This window comes from Bradyrhizobium elkanii USDA 76, from assembly GCF_023278185.1.
GTDB classification, from domain to species: Bacteria; Pseudomonadota; Alphaproteobacteria; order Rhizobiales; family Xanthobacteraceae; genus Bradyrhizobium; species Bradyrhizobium elkanii.
Genome location: NZ_CP066356.1, coordinates 5,547,059 through 5,573,717 on the forward strand (window position 1 = coordinate 5,547,059; position 26,659 = coordinate 5,573,717).

The 26,659-nt window shown below is 63.9% G+C and carries 24 protein-coding genes and 1 tRNA gene; 11 read left to right on the plus strand and 14 right to left on the minus strand.

Annotation, left to right across the window (positions count from 1 at the left end):
* Positions 1-55: 55 nt before the first annotated feature.
* From JEY66_RS27045 to JEY66_RS27060, 4 genes are all read right to left on the minus strand, one after another.
* Positions 56-979 (minus strand): carbohydrate ABC transporter permease, encoded by a 924-nt coding sequence (locus JEY66_RS27045; RefSeq protein ID WP_016847193.1) that lies wholly within the window; start codon positions 977-979, stop codon positions 56-58.
* Positions 972-1,931 (minus strand): carbohydrate ABC transporter permease, encoded by a 960-nt coding sequence (locus tag JEY66_RS27050; protein ID WP_018271134.1) that lies wholly within the window; start codon positions 1,929-1,931, stop codon positions 972-974. Before JEY66_RS27050 ends, JEY66_RS27045 begins: the two co-directional genes overlap by 8 nt.
* Before the next feature lie 109 nt (positions 1,932-2,040).
* Positions 2,041-3,360: an ABC transporter substrate-binding protein gene (locus JEY66_RS27055; protein ID WP_018271133.1), complete on the minus strand. Its 1,320-nt coding sequence runs from the start codon at positions 3,358-3,360 to the stop codon at positions 2,041-2,043.
* 76 nt (positions 3,361-3,436) lie between these two features.
* Positions 3,437-4,504: an ABC transporter ATP-binding protein gene (locus tag JEY66_RS27060; RefSeq protein ID WP_018271132.1), complete on the minus strand. Its 1,068-nt coding sequence runs from the start codon at positions 4,502-4,504 to the stop codon at positions 3,437-3,439.
* A gap of 206 nt (positions 4,505-4,710) precedes the next feature.
* Between JEY66_RS27060 and gntR the strand changes: the two genes are divergently transcribed.
* From gntR to JEY66_RS27080, 4 genes are all read left to right on the plus strand, one after another.
* Positions 4,711-5,739 (plus strand): HTH-type transcriptional regulator GntR, encoded by a 1,029-nt coding sequence (gene gntR / locus JEY66_RS27065; protein WP_018271131.1) that lies wholly within the window; start codon positions 4,711-4,713, stop codon positions 5,737-5,739.
* A 212-nt stretch (positions 5,740-5,951) separates the two neighbouring features.
* Positions 5,952-7,790, plus strand: coding sequence for an IlvD/Edd family dehydratase (locus JEY66_RS27070; protein ID WP_018271130.1), 1,839 nt, complete (start codon positions 5,952-5,954; stop codon positions 7,788-7,790).
* Positions 7,791-7,903: 113 nt separating this feature from the next.
* Positions 7,904-8,638 (plus strand): SDR family oxidoreductase, encoded by a 735-nt coding sequence (locus JEY66_RS27075; protein WP_018271129.1) that lies wholly within the window; start codon positions 7,904-7,906, stop codon positions 8,636-8,638.
* Between the two features lie 12 nt (positions 8,639-8,650).
* Complete coding sequence (locus JEY66_RS27080; RefSeq protein ID WP_018271128.1) at positions 8,651-9,397, plus strand: SDR family NAD(P)-dependent oxidoreductase; 747 nt, start codon at positions 8,651-8,653, stop codon at positions 9,395-9,397.
* Here JEY66_RS27080 and JEY66_RS27085 read toward each other — a convergent pair.
* A complete protein-coding gene (locus JEY66_RS27085) occupies positions 9,394-10,266 on the minus strand; it encodes a LysR substrate-binding domain-containing protein (protein ID WP_016847201.1) in 873 nt (290 codons plus the stop codon). The two genes, JEY66_RS27080 and JEY66_RS27085, sit on opposite strands and share 4 nt — an antisense overlap.
* A gap of 93 nt (positions 10,267-10,359) precedes the next feature.
* Between JEY66_RS27085 and JEY66_RS27090 the strand changes: the two genes are divergently transcribed.
* The 4 genes from JEY66_RS27090 to JEY66_RS27105 all read left to right on the plus strand — a co-directional run bounded on the left by JEY66_RS27090 (position 10,360) and on the right by JEY66_RS27105 (position 13,968).
* The gene (locus tag JEY66_RS27090; protein WP_018271127.1) at positions 10,360-11,262 is read left to right on the plus strand and encodes a DMT family transporter; all 903 of its coding nucleotides are present in this window, start codon (positions 10,360-10,362) and stop codon (positions 11,260-11,262) included.
* An 85-nt stretch (positions 11,263-11,347) separates the two neighbouring features.
* Positions 11,348-12,028, plus strand: a complete 681-nt coding sequence (locus JEY66_RS27095) for a site-2 protease family protein (RefSeq protein ID WP_018271126.1) — start codon at positions 11,348-11,350, stop codon at positions 12,026-12,028.
* A gap of 101 nt (positions 12,029-12,129) precedes the next feature.
* Positions 12,130-12,537 carry a hypothetical protein gene (locus JEY66_RS27100; RefSeq protein ID WP_026192644.1) on the plus strand — a complete coding sequence of 136 codons (408 nt, stop codon included), beginning with the start codon at positions 12,130-12,132 and terminating at the stop codon, positions 12,535-12,537.
* Positions 12,538-12,732: 195 nt separating this feature from the next.
* A complete protein-coding gene (locus JEY66_RS27105; protein WP_018271125.1) occupies positions 12,733-13,968 on the plus strand; it encodes an ABC transporter substrate-binding protein in 1,236 nt (411 codons plus the stop codon).
* 140 nt (positions 13,969-14,108) lie between these two features.
* Here the strand turns inward: JEY66_RS27105 and JEY66_RS27110 are convergent, their stop codons facing one another.
* The 7 genes from JEY66_RS27110 to JEY66_RS27140 all read right to left on the minus strand — a co-directional run bounded on the left by JEY66_RS27110 (position 14,109) and on the right by JEY66_RS27140 (position 20,796).
* Complete coding sequence (locus JEY66_RS27110; RefSeq protein WP_018271124.1) at positions 14,109-14,903, minus strand: cell envelope integrity TolA family protein; 795 nt, start codon at positions 14,901-14,903, stop codon at positions 14,109-14,111.
* An 11-nt stretch (positions 14,904-14,914) separates the two neighbouring features.
* Positions 14,915-15,379: a TonB system transport protein ExbD gene (exbD, locus tag JEY66_RS27115; RefSeq protein ID WP_018271123.1), complete on the minus strand. Its 465-nt coding sequence runs from the start codon at positions 15,377-15,379 to the stop codon at positions 14,915-14,917.
* Between the two features lie 3 nt (positions 15,380-15,382).
* Positions 15,383-16,429, minus strand: coding sequence for a tonB-system energizer ExbB (gene exbB / locus JEY66_RS27120; RefSeq protein ID WP_018271122.1), 1,047 nt, complete (start codon positions 16,427-16,429; stop codon positions 15,383-15,385).
* Between the two features lie 3 nt (positions 16,430-16,432).
* Entirely contained in the window at positions 16,433-17,122 is a 690-nt protein-coding gene (locus JEY66_RS27125) for a Fe2+-dependent dioxygenase (RefSeq protein ID WP_018271121.1), read from the minus strand.
* A gap of 20 nt (positions 17,123-17,142) precedes the next feature.
* Positions 17,143-19,710 carry a TonB-dependent receptor gene (locus tag JEY66_RS27130; protein ID WP_016841341.1) on the minus strand — a complete coding sequence of 856 codons (2,568 nt, stop codon included), beginning with the start codon at positions 19,708-19,710 and terminating at the stop codon, positions 17,143-17,145.
* Between the two features lie 258 nt (positions 19,711-19,968).
* Positions 19,969-20,208: a hypothetical protein gene (locus JEY66_RS27135; protein ID WP_016841340.1), complete on the minus strand. Its 240-nt coding sequence runs from the start codon at positions 20,206-20,208 to the stop codon at positions 19,969-19,971.
* Positions 20,209-20,334: 126 nt separating this feature from the next.
* On the minus strand, positions 20,335-20,796 hold the full coding sequence (locus JEY66_RS27140) for a MarR family winged helix-turn-helix transcriptional regulator (RefSeq protein ID WP_016841339.1): 462 nt from the start codon (positions 20,794-20,796) through the stop codon (positions 20,335-20,337).
* A 182-nt stretch (positions 20,797-20,978) separates the two neighbouring features.
* Between JEY66_RS27140 and JEY66_RS27145 the strand changes: the two genes are divergently transcribed.
* From JEY66_RS27145 to JEY66_RS27155, 3 genes are all read left to right on the plus strand, one after another.
* Positions 20,979-22,148: an efflux RND transporter periplasmic adaptor subunit gene (locus JEY66_RS27145; protein WP_026192643.1), complete on the plus strand. Its 1,170-nt coding sequence runs from the start codon at positions 20,979-20,981 to the stop codon at positions 22,146-22,148.
* On the plus strand, positions 22,145-25,297 hold the full coding sequence (locus JEY66_RS27150) for an efflux RND transporter permease subunit (RefSeq protein ID WP_018271117.1): 3,153 nt from the start codon (positions 22,145-22,147) through the stop codon (positions 25,295-25,297). The genes JEY66_RS27145 and JEY66_RS27150 overlap by 4 nt, the downstream gene beginning before the upstream one ends.
* Positions 25,298-25,402: 105 nt before the next feature.
* The gene (locus tag JEY66_RS27155; protein WP_050999463.1) at positions 25,403-25,909 is read left to right on the plus strand and encodes an invasion associated locus B family protein; all 507 of its coding nucleotides are present in this window, start codon (positions 25,403-25,405) and stop codon (positions 25,907-25,909) included.
* Positions 25,910-25,919: 10 nt separating this feature from the next.
* Here JEY66_RS27155 and JEY66_RS27160 read toward each other — a convergent pair whose 3' ends face one another.
* Both JEY66_RS27160 and JEY66_RS27165 read right to left on the minus strand, forming a co-directional pair.
* Positions 25,920-26,327: a GNAT family N-acetyltransferase gene (locus JEY66_RS27160; RefSeq protein ID WP_018271115.1), complete on the minus strand. Its 408-nt coding sequence runs from the start codon at positions 26,325-26,327 to the stop codon at positions 25,920-25,922.
* Between the two features lie 172 nt (positions 26,328-26,499).
* A tRNA-Gln gene (locus tag JEY66_RS27165) sits at positions 26,500-26,573 on the minus strand.
* Between the last annotated feature and the right edge of the window lie 86 nt (positions 26,574-26,659).

Here is a 26,659-nt window from a genome sequence, read left to right on the forward strand (position 1 = left end):
GACCCTGCTCCTTTTCTTGTCTTGTTGTTCGAATTCAGCTGCGGGCCTTGCGCGCTCATTCCTTCACGGCACCCGTCATCGCCGAGACATAATGCTCAACGAAGAACGCGTAAAGAATAACCAGCGGCAGCGAGCCGCATAGCGCCCCTGCCATCAGGGAGCCCCAGCGATAGATGTCACCGTCAACGAATTCGTTGACGATGGCGACCGGCACGGTCTTGTTGGGGGTCGATTGCAGGAACGTCAGCGCGTAGATGAACTCGTTCCAGCACAGCGTGAAGCAGAAGATGAAGGCCGAGATCAGGCCGGGGACGGCGAGCGGCAGCACGATCTTGATCAGGATCTGCCAGCGGCTGGCGCCGTCGATCAGTGCGCATTCCTCGAGCTCGAACGGGATGGTCTTGAAATATCCCATCAACAGCCAGGTCGAGAACGGGATCAGGATCGTCGGATAGGTCAGGATCAGCGCCAGCGGCGAGTCGAACAGGCCGTACTGAAACACGACGGTCGCGAGCGGAATGAACAGGATCGACGGCGGCACCAGATAGGCCAGGAAGATCAGGCCGCCGACGACGTTGGCGCCCTTGTAGCGCAGCCGCACGATCGCATAGGCCGCAAGCACGCTCGCGATGATCGACAGCACGGTGGCGCCCACCGCCACATACATCGTGTTCCAGAGCCAGTGCGGATAGTAGCTCTCGAACAGCAGCTTGTGGATGTGCTTGAAGGTCGGATTCCAAGTCCAGAACGGATTATACTTGTCGAGATCGAGCAGTTGCTCGTCCGGCTTGATCGCCGTCAGCCCCATCCAATAGAACGGGAACAGCAGGATGATCACGATGATCGACAGCGGGATGTAGAGCGTCACGATCCGCCGCGGCACCGACTGCAGGTAGCTCATGCCCTCGCTGTTGTCGACGCGCGACGGCGTCGACAGGATGCTCTTGAGGTCCACTTTGGAGGCAGGAAGATCAGTCATTGCTCTCTCCCTGCTGCCACTTCCTGCGTTGCAGGCCGAACCATGACACCATGATCGCGGCGAGCAGGAACGGGATCATCGCGCTCGAGATCGCGGCGCCCTCGCCCAGCTGCCCCGCGATAATCGCGCGCTGATACGACAGCGTCGCCATCAAATGAGTGGCGTTCACCGGGCCGCCGCGGGTCATCGCCCAGATCAGCTGGAAGTCGGTGAAGGTGAACAGCACCGAGAACGTCATCACGACGGCGATGATCGGCGTCAGCAAGGGATAGGTGATGTAGCGGAACATCTGCCAGCGCGAGGCGCCATCCAACGTCGCCGCCTCATACAGCGAAGGCTGCACGGTCTGCAGGCCCGCCAGCAGCGTGATCGCGACGAACGGCACGCCGCGCCAGATATTGGCGAAGATCACGCAGATCCGGGCCCAGGTGGTGTCGCCGAGGAAATTGATGTTCTGCGTGATCAGGCCGAGATGCTTCAGCGACCAGGAGATGATCGAGAACTGGGAATCGAAGATCCACCAGAACGCCAGCGCCGACAGCACGGTCGGCACGATGAAGGGGATCAGCACCGCGGCGCGCAACAGCGCCTTGAACGGCATGCGCTCGTTGAGCAGCAGCGCCAGATAGAGCCCGACCGCGAACTTCACGGCGCTGGCGATGAAGGTGTAGAGCAGCGTGTTGAAGACCGACAGCCAGAAGATGGCGTCGTCCCATAGCCATTCATAGTTCTCGGTGCCGATGAAATGACCGACGCGGCCGATGCGGGTGTCGGTGAAGGACAGCCAGATGCCGAGCCCCAGCGGATAGGCCAGGAAGAAGATCAGGAACGCCATCGCCGGCAACATGAACCAGAAGCCGAGCCAGTTCTTGTTGTGGCGGAGCTGATCCCACGCGGTCGCTTCGCGGATTTCGGTCTTCGCACGTCGCGGCGCAAGGGCGATGTCAGCCATAGGCGATGTCCCGATTGCTCAACGGATTGAGCATGACTACGCAATATTCCAATGATGGCATTCCAATGATGACGCGGACGGCGGCGCTCCGCCGCCCGCGTCCATCACATCAGCGATAGATGCGCTTCAGCTGCCGTTCGGCTTCGGCCATCGCGGCCTTGCCGTCCTTGGCGCCGGTGCAGTAGTTCGCGAACATGTCGACCACGATGAAGTCGGCGATCGCGGTCGCGGCCTTCTCGCCGGGCGTGCCGATGCCGGAGGCCGGCAGCGCGCGCTTCGACGCCTGGCCGAACACCGCGTTCTTCGGATCGGCGGTCCATACCGGAGCCGAGTCGTAGGCATTGAGCGTGTGGGTGAGATAGCCCCGCGCGCCCGACAGCCATTTCTCGAAATTCTCCTTCTCCAGCATGAAGGCGATGAACGCCTTCGCTGCATTCGGATATTTGCAGAAGTTGAAGGCGAGGATCGGAACCGCGAGCTGCAGCTCGGTCGGCTTGCCGATCGGGCCGACCGGCCACAGCGCATGGTCGATGTCCTCGGCGAGCTCCTTCTTGTTCGGATCGTCCTTGGCCGCGACGTAGATCGAGATGCCGTTCGAGGTCAGGAACAGCTCGCCGGACAGGAAGGCCTTGTTGTTGGAAGAGTCGTTCCAGGATGCGACACCCGGAATGAAGGTCTCCGACAGCGCCTTGGCATATTCCAGCGCCTTCATCGTCTCCGGCGAGTTGATGATGACCTTGTCGTCCTTGTCGACGGTCCAGGCGTTGTGGCCCCAGAGGATGTTATGCACCCAGGCATTGGCGTCGCCGGTGGCGTGGCCGAGCGCGAAGCCGGCCGGCGTGTTGTTCTTCTTCAGCGCCTTGCACAGTTCGAGATAGGCCGGGAAATCGGACGGCACCTGCTTGAAGCCGGCCTTCTGGACCGCCGACTTGCGATAGGTCAAATAGCCGCCGACGGTCGCGACGGGAATGCCGAGCCAGTCATTGCCCTGCTTGCAGGTCTTGGCCGCGGCTTCGGTCCAGCCGCCATATTTGTTGCCGAGATAATCGGCAACGTCGTTCATCTTGAGAACCTTGGTCGGGAACAGCTGCGGCAGCGTGTGCAGGCCCCAGGCGAGGTCGAGACCCGAGCCGGTGTTGGCGGCGACCGAGGCCTTCGGCTGCACGTCCTCGAAGGACTCGCTGAACACGTTCATCTCGGTGCCGGTTGCCGACTTGAAGGCCGCGACCATGGCGTTGAATGCGTCGTCTTCCGCGGGCACGAAGCGCTTCCAGCGCATCACGGTGAGCTTGGCGCCGGGCTCCGCCTTCCAGGGCGCGCTCTGCGCCCAGGCCTTGGCGAAGTCGAACAGCGCCGGCCCGGTGAGTATGCCGGTTGCAGCCAGCGCCGTGCCGCCCTGAAGTAGCGAGCGGCGAGTAAAATCGTGCATCGTCCTTCTCCCTATGATTGTGTTTTTGTTGTTTTTGATCTGGCCTGTTGGTCGGCCATTGAGATCGATCGCTCCGTCAGCTGTTCAGTCGTTTCCCCGTCGAATCGTCGAACAGATGAACCAGCGACGGATCCGGCTTGAGCCGAACCTTGTCGCCCGGGTTGAACAGATGGCGCTCGCGGAACACGGCGACGACCTGCTCGCCGCCGAGCTTGGCGAACACCTGGGTCTCCGAGCCGGTCGGTTCGACCACCACGATCTCGGCTTCGGCGCCGTCATCGGCGATGGTGAAGTGCTCGGGCCGCACGCCGTAGACCGCGGGCTTGCCGTCGGAATTGGCTGGCGCCGATTTCAGCGGCAGTTTGACGCCGTTTGGTCCCTCGAAATAGGCGGCGCCGTTCACCTTCACATTGCCCTTGAGGAAATTCATCGCCGGGGAACCGATGAAACCGGCCACGAACTGGTTCGCCGGCGTGTCGTAGAGCTCGAGCGGCGAGCCCATCTGCTCGACGATGCCGTCATGCATCACCACGATCTTGTCGGCCATGGTCATGGCCTCGATCTGGTCGTGGGTGACGTAGACGGTCGTGGTCTTCAGCCGCTGGTGCAGTTCCTTGATCTCGGTGCGCATCGCAACACGCAGCTTGGCGTCGAGGTTCGACAGCGGCTCGTCGAACAGGAACACCTGGGGATCGCGCACGATGGCGCGGCCCATCGCGACGCGCTGGCGCTGGCCGCCTGAAAGCTGGCGGGGATAGCGCTCGAGCAGCGGCGTCAGTGCGAGGATTTCCGCGGCGCGCTTGACGCCGGTCGAGATCTCCTCGGGCTTGGCGCCGCGCAGCTTGAGCGAGAAGCCCATGTTGTCGGCGACCGTCATATGCGGATACAGCGCGTAGTTCTGGAACACCATCGCAATGTCGCGCTCTTTGGGCTGGACATTGTTGACGACGCGGTCGCCGATCGAGATCGTGCCGGAGGTGATGTTCTCGAGCCCCGCCAGCATGCGCAGCAGGGTCGACTTGCCGCAGCCGGAGGGGCCGACCAGAACGACGAACTCGCCGTCCTCGATCGGGATCGACACGCCGTGCAGGACCTCGAAATTGCCGAACGATTTCCGCACGTCGCGAATCTGGACCGACGACATCCACTTCCCTCCCTCAAGTTCCCGACGACGTACGACGAGTGCCGCCACCGCTCTGTTTTGTTCCGGCCGCGCTGGGTGCGCGGCGCTGTTGGACTGGGGTTATTGTCCGCAGTTTATCCGGTTTTGGCAATCGTTCGATTAGCAATCGCTTGGTAGCGCTGTCAATATCAGTTTGTCTGCGACGAACGTCGTGATATGAGCGGCAAATGGCCCGAAAGCGCATCACGCCAGGCAAGATCCGGCTCGCCGAAGTCGCGAAGCTCGCCGGTGTCAGTCCGATCACGGCCTCACGGTTCTTCAGGAATCCCGAAGCACTTTCGGCCGGCAAGCGCGCGCGGGTCGAAAGTGCGGCAAAAGAACTCGGTTACGTGCCCAATCTCGCGGCACGCGCGCTTGCGTCGCAGCGCACCGAGGTGATCGGTGTCCTGATCCCGTCGCTTACCAACAACGTGTTCTCCGACGTGCTGCGCGGCATCTATGACGCGCTCGACGGCAGTCGCTACAGCATTCAGCTCGCCAACACCCGCTACAGCATCCTGCAGGAAGAGCGCCTGCTGCGTCTGTTTCTGGCACAGAAGCCCGCCGGGCTGATCATTACCGGCATCAACCAGACCGCCGATTCCCACCGCATCATGGAGACGGTCGATTGTCCGATCGTCCAGATCATGGAGGTCGGTCCCTCCCCGATCGACATGATGATCGGATTCTCGCATTTTGACGCCGCAAAAGCGGCCATCGCCCACCTGCTCGCGCAGGGCTACCGGCGGATCGGATTCCTCGGCGCGCGAATGGACCCGCGGGTGCAGCGGCGGCTCGACGGCTATCGCTTTGCGATGACGGAAGCCGCGCTGTTCGATCCACAGCTTATTGTGACAACGGCGATCCCGACCTCGGTCACGCTCGGCGGCACGCTGTTTGCCGACCTGCTCGCCAAGGCGCCCGACATCGACGCCGTGTTCTGCGTCAATGACGACCTTGCGCTCGGCGCGCTGTTCGAATGCAAGCGCCGGCACATGGCGGTGCCGGAGCAGATGGCGATCGTCGGCTTCAATGACCTCGAATTCATGGCGTCGAGCGAGCCGACCTTGAGCAGCGTGCGCACCAATCGCTACGAAATGGGCAGAAACGCTGCCGTGATGGTGATCGAGACGCTGGAAGGGCGCCGGCCCGCCGAACCCGTCGTCGATCTCGGCTTCAGTGTCATGGAACGGCAGAGCTCGGCGCGACGCAATTGATGCCGCCCGGTACGTGCCCGTCACAAGGGAAGCGAAAAATGATAAAATGATAGCGCAACCAAGACCCTTCAACTAAGGTCCAATCCATCACACGAAACACCTGTGCGTGATCGGTCGGGTTTGTAATGCACGACGATTTGCGCAAGGTAGCAACGACGCTGAACCAGAGCCCTTGAATGGGCCCACCAGAGTTTGCATTGCGGGAGAAACCAATGACAAAACCCCCCACCAACGGGCACGACGCCGCAGGCGCGACCAGCAAGGGCAAGGGCCGCAGGCTCCGCTCCCAGGAATGGTTCGACAACCCGCACAATCCGGGCATGACCGCGCTCTATCTCGAGCGCTACCTCAACTACGGCCTGACGCGCGAGGAATTGCAGTCGGGCAAGCCGATCATCGGCATCGCGCAGACCGGCAACGACCTGTCGCCCTGCAATCGGCATCACCTCGAGCTCGCACACCGCGTCCGCGAGGGCATCCGCGCCGCCGGCGGCATCGCCATGGAGTTTCCCACCCATCCGATCCAGGAGACCGGCAAGCGCCCGACCGCGGCGCTCGACCGCAACCTCGCCTATCTCGGCCTGGTCGAGGTGCTGTTCGGCTATCCGCTCGACGGCGTGGTGCTGACCACCGGCTGTGACAAGACCACGCCGGCCTGCATGATGGCGGCGGCGACCGTCAACCTGCCGGCGATCGTACTGTCGGGCGGCCCGATGCTGAACGGCTGGCACGAAGGCCAGCGTACCGGCTCCGGCACCGTGGTGTGGAAGGCGCGCGAGCGGCTCGCCGCCGGCGAGATCGACTATGAGCAATTCATCGAGATCGTGGCCTCCTCGGCCCCCTCGGTCGGCCATTGCAATACGATGGGCACCGCATCCACCATGAACTCGCTCGCGGAAGCGCTCGGCTTCTCGCTGCCGGGCTGCGCGGCGATCCCGGCGCCGTATCGCGAGCGCGGCCAGATCGCCTACGAGACCGGCAAGCGGATCGTCGACATGGTCTGGGAAGACCTCAAGCCGTCGGACTTCCTGACGCGCGAGGCGTTCGAGAACTGCATCGTGGTCAACTCCGCGATCGGAGGCTCGACCAATGCACCGATCCATATCAATGCGCTGGCGCGCCATGTCGGCGTCGAGCTGTCGATCGACGACTGGCAGAAATACGGCCATGACGTGCCGCTGCTGGTGAACATGCAGCCGGCCGGCTTCTATCTCGGCGAGGAATATCACCGCGCCGGCGGCGTGCCCTCGGTGGTGCGCGAGTTGATCAAGCACAAGCGCATCCACGAAGGCGCCCTCACCGTCAACGGCCGCACCATGGGCGAGAATTGCAAGGAAGCACCTGCGCCCGACGGCGACGTGATCTGGGGCTACGACAAGCCGCTGGTGAAGGACGCCGGCTTCATCGTGCTGCGCGGCAATCTGTTCGACTCCGCGATCATGAAGACCAGCGTGATCTCGAAGGAATTCCGCGACCGGTACCTGTCCAACCCGAAGGACCTCAATGCCTTCGAGGGCCGCGCCATCGTGTTCGAGGGGCCGGAGGATTATCACAACCGCATCGAGGATCCCGCGCTTGACATCGACGAGCATTGCATCCTGTTCGTCCGCGGCACCGGCCCGATCGGCTATCCCGGTGGCGCCGAGGTGGTGAACATGCAGCCGCCCGCGGCGCTGATCAAACGCGGCATCCTGTCCCTGCCCTGCATCGGCGACGGAAGGCAGTCCGGCACCTCGGGCTCGCCCTCGATCCTCAACGCCTCGCCGGAGGCCGCCGCCGATGGCGGGCTCGCGATCCTGAGGACCGGCGACAAGGTGCGCATCGACCTCAACAAGGGCAGCGCCAACATCATGATCTCGGAGGATGAGCTGCGCACCCGCCGCGCCGAGCTGAAGGCCAAGGGCGGCTTCCCGCACCCGGCCAACCAGACGCCGTGGCAGGAGCTCTACCGCAAGACCGTCGGCCAGCACGCGACCGGCGCCTGCCTCGAGCTCGCGACGCGCTACCACGACATCGCCGGCAAGGTCGGCGTGGCGCGCGATAATCACTAGGACGCAAACCGTCATTGCCGGGCTCGACCCGGCAATCCATCGTTCTTCGAAAGATGGATGCGCGGGTCAAGCCCGCGCATGACACTGCAAATCGCCAAAGAAGGAAGAAACGCATGTCAGACCGCCTGAAGGGCAAACGCGCATTCGTAACCGCAGCGGCCGTCGGCATCGGCCGCGCCTGCGCGCTGGCCTTTGCTCGCGAGGGCGCGACCGTGTTCGCGACCGATATCGACGAAGGCAAGCTTGCGCTGCTCAAGGAGGAGGGCGTCGCCGAGGTTGCGAAGCTCGACGTGCGCGACACCGCAGCCGTCGAGGCAATCGCAAAACGCGCCGGCAAGACCGACATCCTGCTCAATGCCGCGGGCTTCGTGCATCACGGCACGGCGCTGGAGTGCTCGGACGACGACTGGGACTTCTCCTTCGACCTCAACGTCAAGTCGATGCACCGCACCACGCGCGCTTTCCTGCCCGGCATGCTGGCGCAGGGCGGCGGCGCCATCGTCAACATCGCCTCCGCCGCCGGCGCGGTGAAGGCGGCGCCGAACCGCTACGTCTATAGCGCCACCAAGGCCGCGGTCGCGGCACTGACGCGTTCGGTCGCGGCCGACTTCATCACCAAGGGCATCCGCTGCAACTGCATCTGCCCCGGCACCATCGAGACGCCTTCGATGCTTGAGCGTGCGGCGGCTGCCGGCCCGCAGGGACGCGAGATGTTCGTTGCGCGCCAGCCAATGGGCCGGCTCGGCACCGCCGGGGAAATCGCCGCGCTCGCCGTCTATCTTGCCAGCGACGAAAGCTCGTTCACCACAGGCGTCGCGCATGTCATCGACGGCGGCTGGACGCTTTAATCGGGAGGCAACATGAACAAGATCGATCTCAATGGCCGCTGTGCCGTCGTCACCGGCGGCGCGCAGGGATTTGGCCGCGCCATCACCGAGCGCTTTGTCGCATCGGGCGCCAAGGTCGCGATCTGGGATTTCGACCAGCCGCTGGCCGAGAAGACCGCGCGGGCGATCGGCGAGAACGTGATCGCGATCAAGACCGACGTCACCGATCCTGACGCGGTCGACGCCGCACGCGATCAAACGCTGCGGGCGTTCGGCAAGATCGACATTCTCGTCAACAACGCCGGTATCACCGGAGCCAACAAGCCGGTATGGGAAACCGATCTCGACGACTGGCGCAGGGTGATGCGCATCAATCTCGAGGGTCCCTTCGTCTGCTGCAAGGCGATCGTGCCGGCCATGATCGGCCAGAAATACGGCCGCATCGTCAACATCGCCTCGATCGCCGGCAAGGAAGGCAATCCGAACGCCGCGCATTATTCGTCGTCGAAGGCGGGCCTGATCGCGCTGACCAAATCGCTCGGCAAGGAGCTCGCGCAACACGACATCCTGGTCAATGCGGTGACGCCGGCCGCGGCGAAGACCGCGATCTTCGACCAGATGACGCAAGCGCACATCGACTTCATGCTGTCGAAGATCCCGAAAGCCCGCTTCGTGCAGGTCGAGGAACTCGCCTCGATGGTGGCGTGGCTGGCATCAGAGGATTGCGCCTTCTCCACCGGCGCGGTGTTCGACATCTCCGGCGGCCGCGCGACCTATTAGATCGCCGCTCGCCTCGCCGGCTGCCGCAGCGTCGCGACGAGATGATCGGCCAGGAGTGACGCCGCGTGCGACAGGTTTTGCGCACGATGCAGCCGTATCTCGGCCCGCGGCAGCCGCGGCATGCCGTCGCGCGCGGTCAGCCGACGCAGCGTCGGCGGAAAGGTCCCCGACTTGACCACGGTCACGGCAAGCCCCTGTGCCGCGATCGCCTCGACCGCGGACAGGCTGTGGCTGACAAAGGCGAGCCGCCACGGCCGGTTCGCCTGATCCAGCGCCTGCATCGCCCAGCTCCGGAACAGGCAGCCCTGCGGATAGAGCGCGACCGGCAGCGGATCGAGCTCCTCGACGCGATGCGCGGCGCTCGCGGCCCACACCGCCTGCTCGGTGCGCAGCAACTCGCCCTCGCCGCGTCCCTCGGGGTGCATCGCGATCACGAGGTCATAGGCTTCGCCGAGCCGATCGGTCATTGTCGACGTCAGCCCCGTCTCCATCTCGACGTGGATCAGCGGATAGCTGGCGATGAAGTCCTTGAGCAGCGGCGGGACGATCATCGTCCCATAGTCGTCCATGACGCCAAGGCGAACCTGTCCATCGGTGCCATGCGCGCGCACCCGGCCGACCGCCTCCGCGTTGAGGCTCAGAATGCGGCGGGCATAGCCGAGCAACCCCTCGCCTGCCGCACTCAGATCGACGCTTGACGTGCTGCGGTGAAACAGTTCGGCCTGCAGCCGCTCTTCCAGCCGCTTCACCTGCATGCTGACGGCGGATTGGGTCCGGTTCAGCGCCGAGGCCGCGCGGGTGAAGGAGCGATGCTCCGCCACCGCGACAAAGGCCTGCAGAAGATCCGGGTCCAGGATGGGCGCGCTCATAACGGTCTGTGATTTAGCCGATCAAATCTATTCCATTCCCTGATTATGTCCCCGTCCCTAGATTGCGCAAGCGAAACCGAGGATTGGAACGGAATGGGCGAGATCTGGGGCGTGTTGGCGGCGGTGGCATCGAGCGCGCTCGGCGGCACATCGATCGGGGCGACACGGTTTCTGGTCGGCGCCATCGACCCGCTGGCGATCGGCGCGTTCCGCTTCGGCATCGGCGTCTTGCTGCTGCTGCCGCTGGCACTGCTGCAACGCCGGAGCTGGCCGACGCGGCACGACTGGCCCGGCGTTGTCGGCCTCGGCCTGCTGTTCTTTGCGGCGTTTCCGGTCCTGTTCAACGCCTCATTGATCTTCACCACCGCCGCGCGCGGCGCCCTCGCGCTGTCGACGCTGCCGCTGCTGACCATGCTGGTCGGCGCGGTGCTGGGCGCCGAAGCGCTCACCGCGCGCAAGACCGCAGGCGTGCTGATCACCATTCTCGGCGTCTCGATGGCGCTGCTTTCCGGCCTCGCCACGGCGCCACCTGGCGCCTGGCGCGGCGACCTCTTGATGATCGCAGCCGCGCTGTGCATGGCGCTCTACAGCATCTGGTCAAAACCCTATATCCGCCGCTCCGGCCCGATCCCCTTCACCACGCTCGCGATGGCGGCCGGGGCTGTTGTCCTCATAACAGCGTCGCTGCTGCGCGGCAGTTTTGCGCCGGTTGCCGATTTCGGCGCGCCGCAATGGTTCGGCGCGATCTATCTCGGCGCCTTCGGCGCCGCACTCACCTTCTTTCTGTGGGCCTTCGCGCTGGAGCGGACGACGCCGACCCGGGTGGCGATCTCGGTCACCGTCAATCCGATCGCGGCATCGCTGGTCGGCGCCGCGCTGCTCGGCGAGCCGCTGAGCTGGAATCTGGTTGCCGGCATCGTCACCGTTTTTGCCGGCATCTGGATCGCGACCACCCAGCCGCCCCTGGCGCACGCGGTCGCCCCCGACATGCGCTGACCTGCGGCAACGCTCGCCGGCAAGGCCTTCAGCGAATCCGTGCTAGCCTGAGGTCCGGTCCCAGCGAACCTGAGGCGGCACGCCATTGAACATCTCCCTCTATGACATCTCCGTCTGGGTATTGCCGGTGGTCATTGCGATCACGTTTCACGAAGCCGCGCACGGCTTCGTCGCGCATCGGCTCGGCGACGACACTGCCTGGCAGCTCGGCCGCGTCAGCTTCAACCCGCTGAAGCATATCGATCCGTTCGGCACGCTGATCCTGCCTGCGGTGCTGCTGTTCGCGCATTCGCCGTTCCTGTTCGGCTACGCCAAGCCGGTGCCGGTGAACTTCCGCAAGCTCAATCATCCCAAGCTCGACATGGTGTGGGTGGCGCTGGCCGGCCCGGCCACCAACATCATCCTGGCGATCGCCGCGGCGCTGGCATTCCACGCGCTGCCATTGGTGCCGGCCGATGCCGCAAAATGGACCGCGGACAACCTGAAAAACGCCTTCCTGATCAACATCGTGCTCGCGATCTTCAACATGATGCCGATCCCGCCGCTGGACGGCGGCCGGGTCGCCGTCGGGCTGCTGCCAAGGCCGCTGGCGATCCCGCTCGCCCGGCTGGAGCCCTACGGCATGCTGATCCTGATCGGGCTGTTGATCCTGCTGCCGGTGATTGGCCGGCAAGTCGGCCTAAATCTTGATGTTATTTCAACGATACTGCGAACTCTGACCGGCTATGTAATCAACGCCCTTCTCCTCATTACCGGAAACACATAGCCTTTGATTTAGCGCATGATCTGACCGGACATCGGTGCCACTTTCTGGATCATGGGCAAGGACGGGAACGCTTCGAGGCCATGGTGATCAAAGCTGCCGATATGCTGATTGCACGACGCGCCGACACCCGCGCGCGGGCCGACTTTGCGACCTGGAAGATGATGGCCAAGCTGAACGGCGCCTCCGCTTTGCCGCCCGAGGCGCAGAATTTCCTGGCCATTTACAACAAGCTGCTGGGACAGATGAGCGAAGCCGACGCCGGCGAGGCGACCATCCAGGAGATGTACCGCACCTACTATGTCGAGATGGGCGGCGCGGGCAAAGCGCCGGAGGTTCCAGCGCGCGCGCGCGAGCCGGTCGCCGACAGCGGCAACGTCACGACGTTCCGCCGCCTGCCCCCCAAGAAGACGAGCACCTCCGACCCGAACGCCAAGCGTTCGATGCCGGTGGCACTGATCTTCGCCTGCCTCGTCGTGGTCTACGTCGCGATCCGGTACTACTGGAAATAGCGCCGTCCGCGCTTCACCCTATCCGCGTCTGATGATCGAACTCCGCACACCGCGGCATCCCGTCGCGCGTCACCGGCTTCGCAATCGCCGTGGCGTGGAATATCGCGCGCGAGCGATTGCGCCGGCGCTCTAGGCGATGCACCCGATGCCGGGCATAATGCGGAACTCAAAAAACAAAATCATACTGGAGGGAAGATGAAGCGTTCCATTGCAGCCTCGGTCACGACGGCCTTGGTCATGACCACGAGCCTTGCGTTCTGCGGCGGTGCGTCGGCGCAGACGATGGACAAGGTCGCCAAGGTCGGCGCGCTCGGCGATCAGTCCGGCCTCTATCAGGATATCGGCGGTCCCGGCTCGACGGTGGCGGCGCAGATGGCGGTCGAGGATTCCGGGCTGCTGGCGAAGGGCTGGAAGATCGATCTGATCTCGGCCGATCACCAGAACAAGCCCGATGTCGCGGTCAACATCGGTAAGCAGTGGATCGATGTCGAGAAGGTCGACGTGTTCGTCGATCTCGCGGCCTCCAATGTCGGGCTCGCGATTGCCAACCTCGCCAAGGAGAAGAACGTCGTCAACCTGAACTCGGGCTCCGCCTCGTCCGATCTCACCGGCGCGCAATGTTCGCCGAACACGGTGCACTGGGTCTACGACACCTACATGCTCGCCAACGGCACCGGCAAGGCGCTGGTGAAATCCGGCGGCGACACCTGGTTCTTCCTCACCGCCGACTACGCGTTCGGCCAGGCCCTCGAGCGCGACACCTCGGCGGTGGTCACCGCGAATGGCGGCAAGGTGCTCGGCAGCGTCAAGCATCCGCTCAACAATGCCGACTTCTCGTCCTTCCTGCTGCAGGCGCAAAGCTCGAAGGCCAAGATCGTCGGGCTCGCCAATGCCGGCGGCGACACCACCAACGCGATCAAGCAGGCCGCGGAATTCGGCATCGTCTCCGGAGGCCAGCGGCTTGCCGGAATGCTGCTGTTCATCACCGACATCAACGCGCTCGGCCTCAACGTCGCGCAGGGGCTGAACTTCACCGAGACATTCTACTGGGACATGAACGACCAGACCCGCGCCTTCACCAAGCGCTTCATGGAGCGCTTCAAGAAGAACCCGCCGACCATGGTGCAGGCCGGCGTCTATTCGTCGCTGATCCACTATTTCAAGGCACTGGACGCGCTCGGCGGCAATCCGCATGACGGCCGCGCCGTGGTGGCCAAGATGAAGGAGCTGCCGACCGACGATCCCCTGTTCGGCAAGGGCTCGATCCGCGTCGACGGCCGCAAGATCCACCCGGCCTATCTGTTCGAGGTGAAGAAGCCGTCGGACTCGAAATATCCGTGGGACTATTACAAGCTGGTCGCCACCATCCCGGCGGACGAAGCCTTTCTCCCGCTCGAGAAGAGCGTCTGCCCGCTGGTGAAGAAGAGCTGAGGCGACGTCGTTCCGGGCCGCGTGAAACGGCGAACCAGGAATCGACCAGCGGCACATTCAATGGAGAAATGGATTCCGGGTTCGCGACTTGTCGCGCCCCGGAATGACACCGGCGTCTGATCGCAGGCAGCCGCGGCTCGCTACTTCTTCGGCTTGTTGTAATTGACGTCGAGGCTGAAGGAGAACTGATCGTCGGTCAGGTCGGCCGGCGGCGCCGGGACCGGATCGGACCGGTGGACCATCGAGATCGCCGCGTCGTCAAAGGCCGCATCTCCGGACGATTCCAGCACGGCAACCGACAGCACCTTGCCCAGACGATTCAGCACCAGGGCGACCTTCACCTTGGCCTCCTTGGCCTTACCCTTCTCCGGGAATTTCTTGTGCAGATCGAGATAAGCGCTGATCTTCTTGCCCCACTTGGCGGTCAGCAGCAGCTTATCCTTGCCGATGCCTGGGTTGGGTGCCTTGGTGGTTTCCGACTGACGCGCGTCCTCCAGCTTGGTCGGCGCGGCCGCCTCCGAGGCCTGCTGCGCTTCCTGCGCGTTGGTCTCGACCTTGGCGACCTTGGCCTCCTCCTCCTTCTGCTTCTTGGCGGTGTCTTCCGTCACGATGCGATCGGGGTCGTCGGACTCCACCGGCTTTTCCTGAGGCAGGTCGGTGTCCTTCACCTCGGCCTTCTGCTGCGCCATTTCCTGCACAGCCTGCTGCTCGTCAGCCAGCGGTCCGGGCGGTAGGGCCTCTTCGGTCGCATCCGCGGAAGCCAGCTCGACGGCGTACTCCGCGCCGGCAGCGCCGAGCCCCTCGTCGCCGTCGTCGCCGCGCAAATTGGTCAGCGCCAGCGCGGCACCGCCCAGATGCAGCCCGACTGCCGTCACGGCAGCGATCACCCAGAGCCGCTTCGAGGTCCGCAGGTCAAGATCGGGGTCGGTGGACATCGCGTTCGCCGTCAGGGTTTGGCCGGATTGGCCTGCGCGGCCGCAGGCGCTCCCGGAACGCCCTCAAGCGTAACCAGCTTCACATGCGTGTAGCCGCCGGCGCGCAGCAGCTCCATCACGCCCATCAGCTCGCCATAGGGTACCATCCGATCGGCCCGCAGGAACACGTATTTGTCCCGGCTCATGTCGGGTATGGCATCCAGCGAATTGACCAGGTCGACGCGCTTCACCGCGTTCTCCCCGATCGCCAGCGTGAGATCCGGCTTTATGCTGAGATAGGTCGGCTTGTCCGGCTTCTTCTGCGGCGTCGCGCTGGAGGTCGGCAGATCGATCGGAAGATCGACGGTCGAGAGCGGTGCCGCCACCATGAAGATGATCAGCAGCACCAGCATGACGTCGATGAACGGCGTGACGTTGATCTCGTGGGATTCCGCGAAATCGTCGTCGCCATCGTTCTCGGAGATCGAGACTGCCATCGCCTACTCCGCCGCCGCGGCGCGCGCATGCGCGTTACGCGGAACGTCGCCATGGGTGCGGTCGAGGTCGCGCGACAACAGCCGTCCCGCGGCACCCGAGGCGCGGTTGACGAGCTCGAGATAGACCTTCGTGACGCGCGAGAAGTGGTTGTAGATGATCACGGCCGGGATCGCCGCGACGAGTCCGATCGCGGTCGCGAGCAGCGCTTCCGCGATGCCCGGCGCCACCACGGCAAGGTTCGTCGTCTGCGACTTCGAGATGCCGATGAAGCTGTTCATGATGCCCCAGACGGTGCCGAACAGGCCGACAAAGGGCGACGTCGCGCCGATGGTCGCGAGCAGGCCCATGCCGATGCGGATCTTGCGGGCTTCGGCGCGCACGATCTCGGCGAAGCTCGACGCCGCGCGCTCCTTGATGCCGCTGTCGCTCGAGATGCCCGCCGACAGGCGCCCCTCGCGCATCGCAGCCGCGATGAACGACGACAGCACGCTGCCCTTGGCGCCGAGCGCGAACTGCGCTTCGGCCAGCGACCGCGATTCAGCGATCTTGGCCAGCGCGCCACGCAGCTTGCGCTGCGCTACGGTCAGCTCGACCATCTTGGCGATGAATACGGTCCAGGTCACGAGCGAGGCGAAAGCGAGACCAAGCATCACCGCCTTCACGATGATGTCGGCGTTCAAGAACATATTCCACGGCGACAATTCGTGCAGGCCGGTCGAGGTCGACTTCAGCGACTTGCTGTCGCCGCTCGCGGGCGCAGCCAGGGACGCCTCGTTCGCCGTCGGAGCCGGAGCTGCCGCGGCAGGGGTCGGCGCGGCCTGCGCCTGCGCCGCCGCTTGTGCCGGCTGGGCGGCCACCGGCGCGGCTTGGGCAGCTGCCGCAGGCTGGGCTGCCGCCGGCTGGGCTGCGGGTGCGGGCTGAGGCCGGGTCACGGGCGCGGGCTGCGCTACAGGCGCCGTTTGCTGCTGCGCCGAAGACGGCGCGGCCAGCATCAGCATCGCCAGCGAGGCGATCATGGCGGATGCAACGGGGAACTTGAATGTCATCATCAGTTACACTTCAGCCCAGTGACGGATCAGGTTGTGATAAATCCCGGTCAATTTGACCGTTTCGGGGTCATCGCGCCCCAGCCGCTCCACCAGAGCCTGGATCGCTGTATCGAGATCGAAGATCAGGCTGCGCGCGTGTGCATCCCGTACCATGCTCTGCAGCCAGAAAAAAGACGCTACCCGCGTCCCCCGCGTAACCGGCGTGACCAGATGCAAGCTGGAAGCAGGATAAACTACCAGATCGCCCGCCGGCAGCTTGATTTCATGGGATCCGTAGAGGTCTTCGATGACGAGCTCGCCGCCGTCGTAGTCCTCCGGCTCCGATAAAAACAGCGTGACCGAGAGGTCGGTGCGGATCCTCATGCCGGTCAGCCTGTCGCCGCGCACCGCATTGTCGACGTGCAGGCCGAAATGGTGCCCGTCGCTGGCGGCATAGCGGTTGAACAAGGGTGGAAAGATTCTAAGCGGGATTGCCGCCGAGATGAAGCGCGGGCTCGCCGACAGCGCCGACAGGATGCGGGTGCCGAGCTGCCGCGCGACCTCGCTGTCGGGCGGCAGCTGCTCGTTGCGCTTGACCATCGCGGATGCGGCGCCGGCAGTCGAGCGGCCGTCTTCCCATTCGGCTTGCTCCATGATGCGGCGGAAGTCCGCCACATCAGCCTTGCTCAATACGTTGGGAACACAGACCAGCATCTGTCGCCGCGAAGCCTCCGTCAGTAACGCGCAGAAACAACCAGATACGCGGCGCGTCCCGGCGCTTCGAGTACGAACGGCGCCGCGCTCTGGTACAGCGCGTCGTAGTAGCGCTTGTCGAAGATGTTGTTGACGAACAGCTTCATCGTCCAGTGCTTGTCGATCTTTGCTTCGGCAAAGGCGTCGAAGCGCCAGTAGCTCGGGATCGAGGTGCCCTGGTTGGCCGCGAGCAGCGTACCGCCATAGACCTTCGAGCGGTACACCGCCTGACCGCCAACCTCCCACATGTCGGTGAGTTGGTACTTGGTCAGCATGCTGAACGACTGGTGCGCGACGTTGGCGAGCGGCAGTCCGACATTGCTGGAGTACAGGATGGTGTTGGCCGGCGGCGCCAGCGACCTCGTCACTGCCGACTGCATCAGCACGAGACCGCCGAACACGCTCCATTTGTCGGTGATCTTGCCGCCGACGCCGAGATCGATGCCGCGGATGCGGTAGGCCGCGCCCGCGGTGATGCAGGAGATATTGCCGGTCGTCCCGGTCGGATAGGAGCAGCCGAGCGCCGCGGCCGCGGTTGCGTTGTTCACGTTCTGCGATTCGCGCGCATTTTCCTTCTCGGTCTGGAACAGCGCCGCCGTCACCAGCAGATGACGATCGAACAATTCCCACTTGGTGCCGACTTCGATCGCCTTGTTCTTTTCCGGCCCAAAGATTTGGGTATTGCCACCGTTCAGCACGGGAGACAGGCCGCCATACGCAGTGCTGGTGCCGTCGAACTCGGCGCCGACAGGGTTCGACGAGGTCGCATAGGCCGCATAGACGCTGCCGTTCGGCAACGGCTTCAACGTGAGGCCGAGGTTGAAGTTCGGCATCCCGAAGTCGGCCGATTGACTGCCGAATGTGGTCCTGTTGCCCGACGTCAGATATCCGGACGTGTTGATCTTGTAGTCGTCGTAGCGGATGCCGCCATTGAGGATCACGAAGTCATTGTAGTTCGCGGTATCCATGATGTAGCCGCTGGTGGTGTCGATCCCGATCTTGGTCGGCATCCCGGACAGCCCCGACGGAATCGGGAATGGAATGTTGGTGTATTGCGGATTGAACACGCTGACGCCCGAGAGCGATCCGCTTCCCGTGAAGGCCGACGTGCCGGTCGTTATTTCCGAGCTCAGGCCGAGATATCTGTCGATCGAGGACCGCTCGTTGTCGTATTCGACGCCGGCCGTCGTCGTGTGCTTGAAGCCGAGCCCGTCGACCGACTTGTAGGTCGCCTCGGTCTGGTTGGCGAACACGTCGGTGACCTGGTAGCGGCTTTGCGGATTGGCGCTCAGCGTATACGCCGTGAACGGAGCGCCCGCGGCCAGCGTCGGCGCTTCCGGCAGCGTGCCGATGTAGTTCTGGGTCGAACGCGATTCCCGGATCTTGTTGCTGACCACGAGGTCCGGCGTGATCTGCACCTCGGCGTTGATCGTACCGATGTCCTGCCCGGTCCTGAAGAAGTCGCGATTGACGAAGCCGTAGAAATTGTTGCGGTTGACGCCGAAATCCGGAAACGGACCGCCGGCCGTGCTCGCGGTGCTCGGCCGATAGTACGGCACGCCGAAATCCGGGATGCCGGTGAGCTCGGTGTGGATGTAGTTGCCGGTGATCTTCACCGCGTCGACCGGCTTCCACGTGCCGGCGACGAACGCGCCGTTGCGGTCGTCGGTGATATAGCTGCGGCCGGCGACGCCGGCATCCTGGAACAGGCCGCCGGCGCGGATCGCCAGCGTCGGGCTGATCACCTGGTTGACGTCGAGCGTCACGCGCTTGGTGCGATCGGTGCCGAACGTGGTGTCCATGTTGTAGAAGCTGTTCTGCGTCGTCGCCTGCTTGGTGACGATGTTGATCGCGCCGCCGGTGGTGCCGCGGCCCGCAAAGGACGAGCCCGGGCCGCGCAGGATCTCGACCTGCTCGGTGAAGAAGTTCTCGCGGACGCTGACGCCGGAGTCGCGCACGCCGTCGATGAAGATGTCGTTGCGCGCGTCGAAGCCGCGGATGAAGAAGCGGTCGCCGAACGCATTGCCGCCCTCGCCCGTGCCGAGCGTGACGCCGGCCGTCGACAGGATCGCCGACTTCAGCGATGTGGCGTTCTTGTCTTCGAGCACGTCCTTGGTCAGCACCGTGACCGATTTCGGCGTGTTCAAGATCGGCTCGGGATATTTCCCGGACGACTGCAAACGGTCGCCCTTGTACGGCGCGGCCGGATCCGCATAGGGATCGCGGTCGGCGGGAAGACCGCCGGCGTTGGGAAACGGCACCGGCGCCTGCTGTGCCTGCTGGTTGTTGCGACGCGCGGCGCGGCGCAACGCGTTGCGGGCACGGACCTGGTCCGCAGTGGGCTTTGACGTCACGGGCCGCGGGCGAGCGACCGGGGCATCGACATTCACCGGCGGCAGGTTGGATTGCTGCGCTTCGGCCCCCGAAAACGACGCCACCGCGATCAGGCTCGCGACTGCGGAGACCTTCGTGGCGGAATAACCGGTGTCATCAGCCGAACCGATCGCTGCATCAAAGCGCAGCGATCTCGGCGCCTTCATATTGCTCATGTCTTGCTCGCCCCAGAAAAGTCAGCCCGTTCGCGGAATGAAGCTGCGACGAACTGTCTCTTTCGGTTATCGAGCGTGAGTTTTTTTATCAATGCGACGAGCGCAACAATCGGCTTGAATCGCCCCAATTCAAAGCGATTCTAATCTGCGGTTTGAAATCGTTCTAAACTAGAGTTTTTAAGCGTTCTAATAATCGTTCTAAATCGGTGCTTCCCGTCATTGGCCGCCGCTTGCGGTGCTGTCCATGCGTCCACGCGATCACTCGGCACTTGGTGGCTTCATCAGCGAAAACAGCTCGTCGATCGTCCGCTGCGCGACCTGCCGCACGCTGTCGCTGTTCTCAAGGCCGGCGATATTGACGCCGTTGACGACCGCTTTGATCTCGTCGCGGAAGTCGGTGAGAAAACGCAGCGGGTCCCGCTGCTCGTTGGCGACGCGCGCGATCAATCCGGTGACCAGGATCTGGCATGCCATCATGCGCCCGTTCAACTCATCCATCGCGGCCCTCATCCTCTCGCATCGTCGCTGCGCGATATGAACGACATCCCGCGGTGTTTCAACCGGGTCGCGCAAGCTGAAACAGATGAACCGATGGAGAGCAGTGTTTGCGCGCGATGAGACGCGCTATTTCGCGGCGATGCGCTCCGCCTCCTCGCCGAGCGCCTTGATGCGATCCTTGACCTCGCGCAGCGTGGCGAGGCCGCTTTCGACATGCTTGTCCGAGACGTCGCGCAACACGTCGCCGGCGATCGCGTCGCGCAAACTGTCGAGATCGTCGACGAGGCGGCGCCCGCTCCTGGTCAGGAACAGGCGATTGGCACGGCGATCCCTGGGATCGGGACGGCGTTCGAGCAAGCCATGCTCGACAAGGCGGTCGAGCAGCCGCACCAGCGAGATCGGCTGCAATTCGAGGACGTCGGCGAGATCGACCTGGGACAGTCCCTCCTGCTCGCGCAAGCGGAAGAGCACGATCCATTGCGCGCGCGTGGTGCCTCGCGCCTTGGCGCGATGATCGATATAATTGCGCAGCAGCCGGGAACTCTCGACGAGCTGCGCGATAAACTGGCGTTTGAGATCGAGCGACATAGGGGTCCTCGGTGCGTTTCCCAGGCGAAATGTTTCTGCTCGTTTCTGACCTAAACCTTTCCAAATGTTTAGGATTCTCAAGCCTTGGTGTGTTTACACATTAAGTGCACGCATATTATATCCGCAAGCTCTGTGAACCGTTTCGATCAGCCTTTATTGTTACGTCGAACCCAAGAGTCCGCATGTCAAAGTCACGCACCATCGGTTGGGTTTTAGTGATCGCTGCGGTCGGCGCCGCCGGTTATTTCGGCTGGCAGAAACACACGAGCAACCAGCAAGCGGCCGAAGCCGCGCAGAAGCGCTCCGCCCAACGCCCGGCCGTCCCGGTCAAGATCTCGCCGGTCGAGAAGGCCGACTTCCCGGTCTATCTCACCGGTCTCGGCACCGTGCAGGCATTCAACACCGTCCAGGTCCGCACCCGGGTCGACGGCCAGATCACCAGGATCGCTTTCAAGGAAGGTCAGTTCGTCAAGGCGGGTGACACGCTGGTCGAGATCGATCCGCGCCCCTATCAGGCGACGCTCGACCAGGCCAAGGCCAAGAAGGCCCAGGACGAAGCCAATCTCGCCAACGCCAATCTCGACCTGCAGCGTTACACCAAGCTCGGCGAGTTCGCGACGCGTCAGCAACTCGACACCCAGCGCTCCACGGTGGCTCAGCTGACCGCCCAGATCTCGGCTGACGAGGCCGCCATCTTCAACGCCCAGACCCAGGTGGACTACACCTCCGTCAAATCCCCGATCGACGGGATTGTCGGCCTGCGACTGGTCGATATCGGCAACATCGTCAATGCCTCGGCGCAGACCGGCATTGTCACGATCACCCAGATCGAGCCGATCACGGTGATCTTCACCGCGCCGGAGGACCAGTTGCCGGATATCAAGGCGGCGCTGGCCGTGGCGCCGCCCAAGACCATTGCCCTGACCACCGACGGCAAGCGGGTGCTGTCCACCGGAACCCTGGCGCTGATCAACAATCAGGTCGACACGTCAAGCGGGACTGTCCGGCTGAAGGCGGTGTTCGATAACAAGGACCACGCGCTGTGGCCGGGCCAGTCGGTCTCGACTCGCCTTCTGGTCAGAACCTTGAAGGATGCCACCGTCGTCCCGGATGACGCGGTGCAGCATGGCACCGATGGCCTCTACGCGTATTCAGTCAATCAGGAGAACAAGGCCGAGCTTCGCAAGATCAAGGTCAGCCAGTCGATCGACGGCAAGTCGGTGATCGACGAGGGCCTGTCGCCCGGACAGCAGGTGATCACCGCGGGCCAGTACAAGGTCTCGCCGGGAACCCTGGTGACAACGGCGGTGGCGAGCTCGGATCCGTCCCAGTCGAAGGTTGCGCAGGAATGAGCGTCGGCGCCGGAATTTCCGCACCATTCATTCGCTTCCCCATCGGCACCTCGCTGCTGATGGCGGGCATCCTGTTCGTCGGCCTCGTCGCCTATCCCCTGCTGCCGGTCGCGCCGCTGCCGCAGGTCGACTTCCCCACCATCCAGATCACCGCGACCCTGCCCGGCGCCAGCCCGGAAACGATGGCGACATCGGTCGCCCAGCCGCTGGAGCGCCAGTTCGCGCAGATCCCGGGCATCGCGCAGATGACCTCGACGAGCTATCTCGGCACGGCGGCGGTCACCATCCAGTTCGACCTCAACCGCAGCATCGACGGCGCCGCCAATGACGTGCAGGCCGCCATCAACGCGGCCAGCGGCCAGTTGCCGAAAACCCTTCCCTCGCCGCCGACCTACCGCAAGGTCAACCCGGCCGACTCGCCGATCATGCTGCTGTCGGCGACATCGGATACGCTGCCGCTGACGACGGTCAGCGACGCTGTCGACGCCCAGCTGGCGCAGCAGATCAGCCAGATCTCGGGCGTTGCGCAGGTCATCATCGGCGGCCAGCAGAAGCCGTCGGTTCGCGTCCAGATCGACCCGGCCAAGCTCGTCGCCAAGGGCCTGTCGCTGGAAGACGTCCGCGCCGCGATCAACATCGCCACCGTCGACAGTCCGAAGGGCAATATCGACGGCGCCACCCGCGCCTATACCATCTACGCCAACGACCAGTTGCTCACGGCGAGCCCGTGGAACGACGTCATCATCGCCTACCGCAATGGCGGGCCGCTGCGGATCCGTGACATCGGCCAGGCCGTCACCGGGCCCGAGGACGCCAAGCAGGCCGCCTGGGCCAACGGCAAGCGCGGCGTATTCCTCGTCATCTTCAAGCAGCCCGGCGCCAACGTCATCGACACCGTCGACAAGATCAAGGCGACGCTGCCCCGGCTGGTCGCCGCGATCCCGCCGGCGATCAAGATCGACGTCATCAGCGACCGCACCACCACGATCCGCGCGGCGGTCGAGGACGTCCAGTTCACCCTGCTGTTGACCATCTTCCTGGTCGTCATGGTGATCTTCGTCTTCCTGCGCAGTTTCTGGGCGACCGTGATCCCGACGGTCACGGTGCCATTGGCGCTGCTCGGCGCCTGCGCGCTGATGTGGGTGTTCGGCTACACGCTCGACAATCTGTCGCTGATGGCGCTGACGATCGCGGTCGGCTTCGTGGTCGACGACGCCATCGTGATGCTGGAGAACATCAGCCGCTACATCGAAGAGGGCGAGAAGCCGATGGCTGCCGCCTTCAAGGGCTCGCAGGAAATCGGCTTCACCATCGTTTCGATCAGCATCTCGCTGGTCGCGGTGCTGATCCCGCTGCTCCTGATGGGCGGCATCATCGGCCGCCTGTTCCGCGAATTCGCGGTAGTGCTGGCGATGACCATCTTCGTCTCGATGTTCGTGTCGCTGACGCTGACCCCGATGATGGCCTCGCGCTTCCTGCGCGCCCACAATGACGAGAAGCACGGCCGGTTCTACCAGCTCAGCGAGCGCGGCTTCGACGCCATGCTGCGCGGCTATCAGAGCGTGCTCGACCTCGCCTTGCGCTGGAAGTTCACGACGTTGATGATCTTCTTCGGGACGCTGGCGCTGTCGGTCTACCTGTTCGTCATCATCCCGAAGGGCTTCTTCCCGCAGCAGGACGTCGGCCTGATCACCGCGACCTCGGAAGCCAACCAGGACATCTCCTTCGCCGACATGAAGCGGAAGCAGGAGGAGCTCGGCAGGATCGTGCAGCAGGATCCCGCGGTGGCGACGGTGGCGATGGCGATCGGCGGCAGCGGCCGCGCCGGCAACAACGGCGCGATGTACATCACGCTGAAGCCGCTGAAGGATCGCGACGCCAACGCGCAGCAGGTCATCGCCCGGCTGCGGCCGAAGCTGGAGAAGGTCGAGGGTGCCCGGCTGTTCATGCAGGCGGCGCAGGACGTCCGCCTCGGCGGCCGCCCGACCCGCACCCAGTTCGAATTCACGCTGCAGGATGCCAACCTCGCCGAATTGAACGAATGGGCGCCGAAGATTCTCGGCAAGATGCAGACGCTGCCGCAGCTGCGCGACGTCGCCACCGACCAGCAGACCAACGGCACCACGCTCGAATTGAAGATCAACCGCGACACCGCCTCGCGCTACGGCATCCAGCCGCAACTGATCGACGACACGCTCTATGATGCGTTCGGCCAGCGCCAGGTGACGCAGTACTTCACCCAGCTCAACAGCTACCACGTGATCCTCGAGGTGCTGCCGGAGCTGCAGGGCGCGATCGACACGCTGAACAATATCTACATCAAGTCGCCGCTGACCGGCGAACAGGTGCCGATCTCGACATTCGCGACCTGGACCAGCGTGCCGGTCCGGCCGCTCTCGATCAGCCACCAGGGCCAGTTCCCGGCGATCACCATCTCGTTCAACCTGGCGCAGGGTGTTGCGCTCGGACAGGCGACCGAAGCGGTGCAGAAGGCGATGGTCGATCTTGGCGCGCCGCCAACCCTGAGCTCGAGCTTCCAGGGCACAGCGCAGGCGTTCCAGCAATCGCTGTCGACCGTGCCGCTGTTGATCCTCGCGGCGCTCGTGGTCGTCTACCTGATCCTCGGCATTCTCTACGAAAGCTACATCCACCCGATCACGATTCTGTCGACGCTGCCGTCGGCCGGCGTCGGCGCGCTCGCGATCCTGATGGCGGCCGGCTTCGACTTCTCGCTGATCGCGCTGATCGGCATCATCCTGTTGATCGGCATCGTGAAGAAGAACGGCATCATGATGGTCGACTTCGCGATCGCGGCCGAGCGCGACCAGCACATGGAGCCGGTGGCGGCGATCCGCCAGGCCGCCCTGCTCCGCTTCCGCCCGATCATGATGACGACGATGGCCGCTTTGCTCGGCGGCGTGCCGCTGATGCTCGGGACCGGCACCGGCTCGGAAATCCGCCAGCCGCTCGGCTACGCCATGGTCGGCGGCCTGATCGTCAGCCAGGCGCTGACGCTGTTCACGACGCCGGTCGTCTATCTCTATCTCGACAAGCTCTCCAACGCGTTTGCCAACTGGGGCCGCTCGCCGCCCGCCGACCACGACGCTGACGACGGCGAGCATGGATCGGTCAAGGAGGCCGCCGAGTGACTTGACTTTGCCGGCATCACGGCACATCCGAAAGATGTCCATTTCGGAGCCGGTACCGTGAAGATTGTCGCAAAGTCGCTCTTCGTCCTGTTGACCTTGTTCGGCATGGCCCACGCTGGCCACGCCCAGACAGCCAAGAGCAAGAACGCGCCCGCTCCGGCAGCCGCTCCCGCCGCGCCTCAGGGTGATGCAGCAGCCCCCAACAATTCCGGCTGGATCGCGCGCTGCACCAGTGCGAGCCGCGATGCCCCGCTCGAATGCGCGATGGAACAGACCGCGGTGCTCACCAAGACCGGCCAGCTCATCGTGCTGGTCAATATCCGCGTTCCCGGCGACACCCGCACGCCGGTTGCGCTGATCCAGCTTCCACTCGGATTGAACCTGCCTGTCGGCGCCAAGCTGCAGATCGACGACGGCAAGGCTGTCGACGTGCCGATCCAGACCTGCGAGGCGCGCGGCTGCTACATCAATACGCCGATCTCCGCCGATGTCCTGAGCCAGCTGAAATCGGGCAAGCAGCTCAAGGTGTCGTTCCAGAATCTCGGCAAGGAAACCATCTCGATCCCGATGCCGCTCGCCGACTTCGCGACGGTCTACGACAAGATCAAGTAACGCCGCGCAATTATCGCTCCCGCTTGTAGAGGAACGCGTTGTCCGGCTGCGGCATGCCGATGGTCTTGTAGAACCCGATCGAGTCCGGCGCCGACAACAGCAGGCACATCGATTCAGGTCCGGCGAGGCGCCGCGTTTCCGCGATCAGGCGCTTGCCGATGCCATGTCCCTGATACCCGCGATCGACCGCAAGGTCGGACAAATAGCAGCAATAAGCGAAATCGGTCAGCGCGCGCGACACGCCGACCAGCTTGCCTGCCTTCCGCGCCGTCACGATCAGATTCGCATTGGCGATCATGCGCTCCATCCGGTCGGTATCCGCCAGCGGTCGCCGCTCGCCGAGGCCCGACTGCCGCAGCACCTCGATGAACTCGTCGACGCCGATCGACGCTTCGCGGGCGTAGAGAATTTCGTCCATCACCTTAAACCTCTGTCGCAACGGGCCGGACCACACGCGCGAGACCATGGTGGATTACGCCGAACTGATCCACCCTCATGTCGTGATGGCACACCGCGTCCTGCATCAGGCGCAGGCCGCGCCCGGCAATCTCGTCGACATTTCAGAGGATGACCGCGCCACCGAGGCAGATTGGCTGGGGAACCTGGATTCGAACCAAGACAAACAGAGTCAGAGTCTGTTGTGCTACCGTTACACCATTCCCCAAGAATAGTCCGTGGTATCAACAGCTTAGCTGGATGACTGGACATCTCGGCGCAGCGGGTTCGCCTGCCAAATCAGCGCCCGCGCGA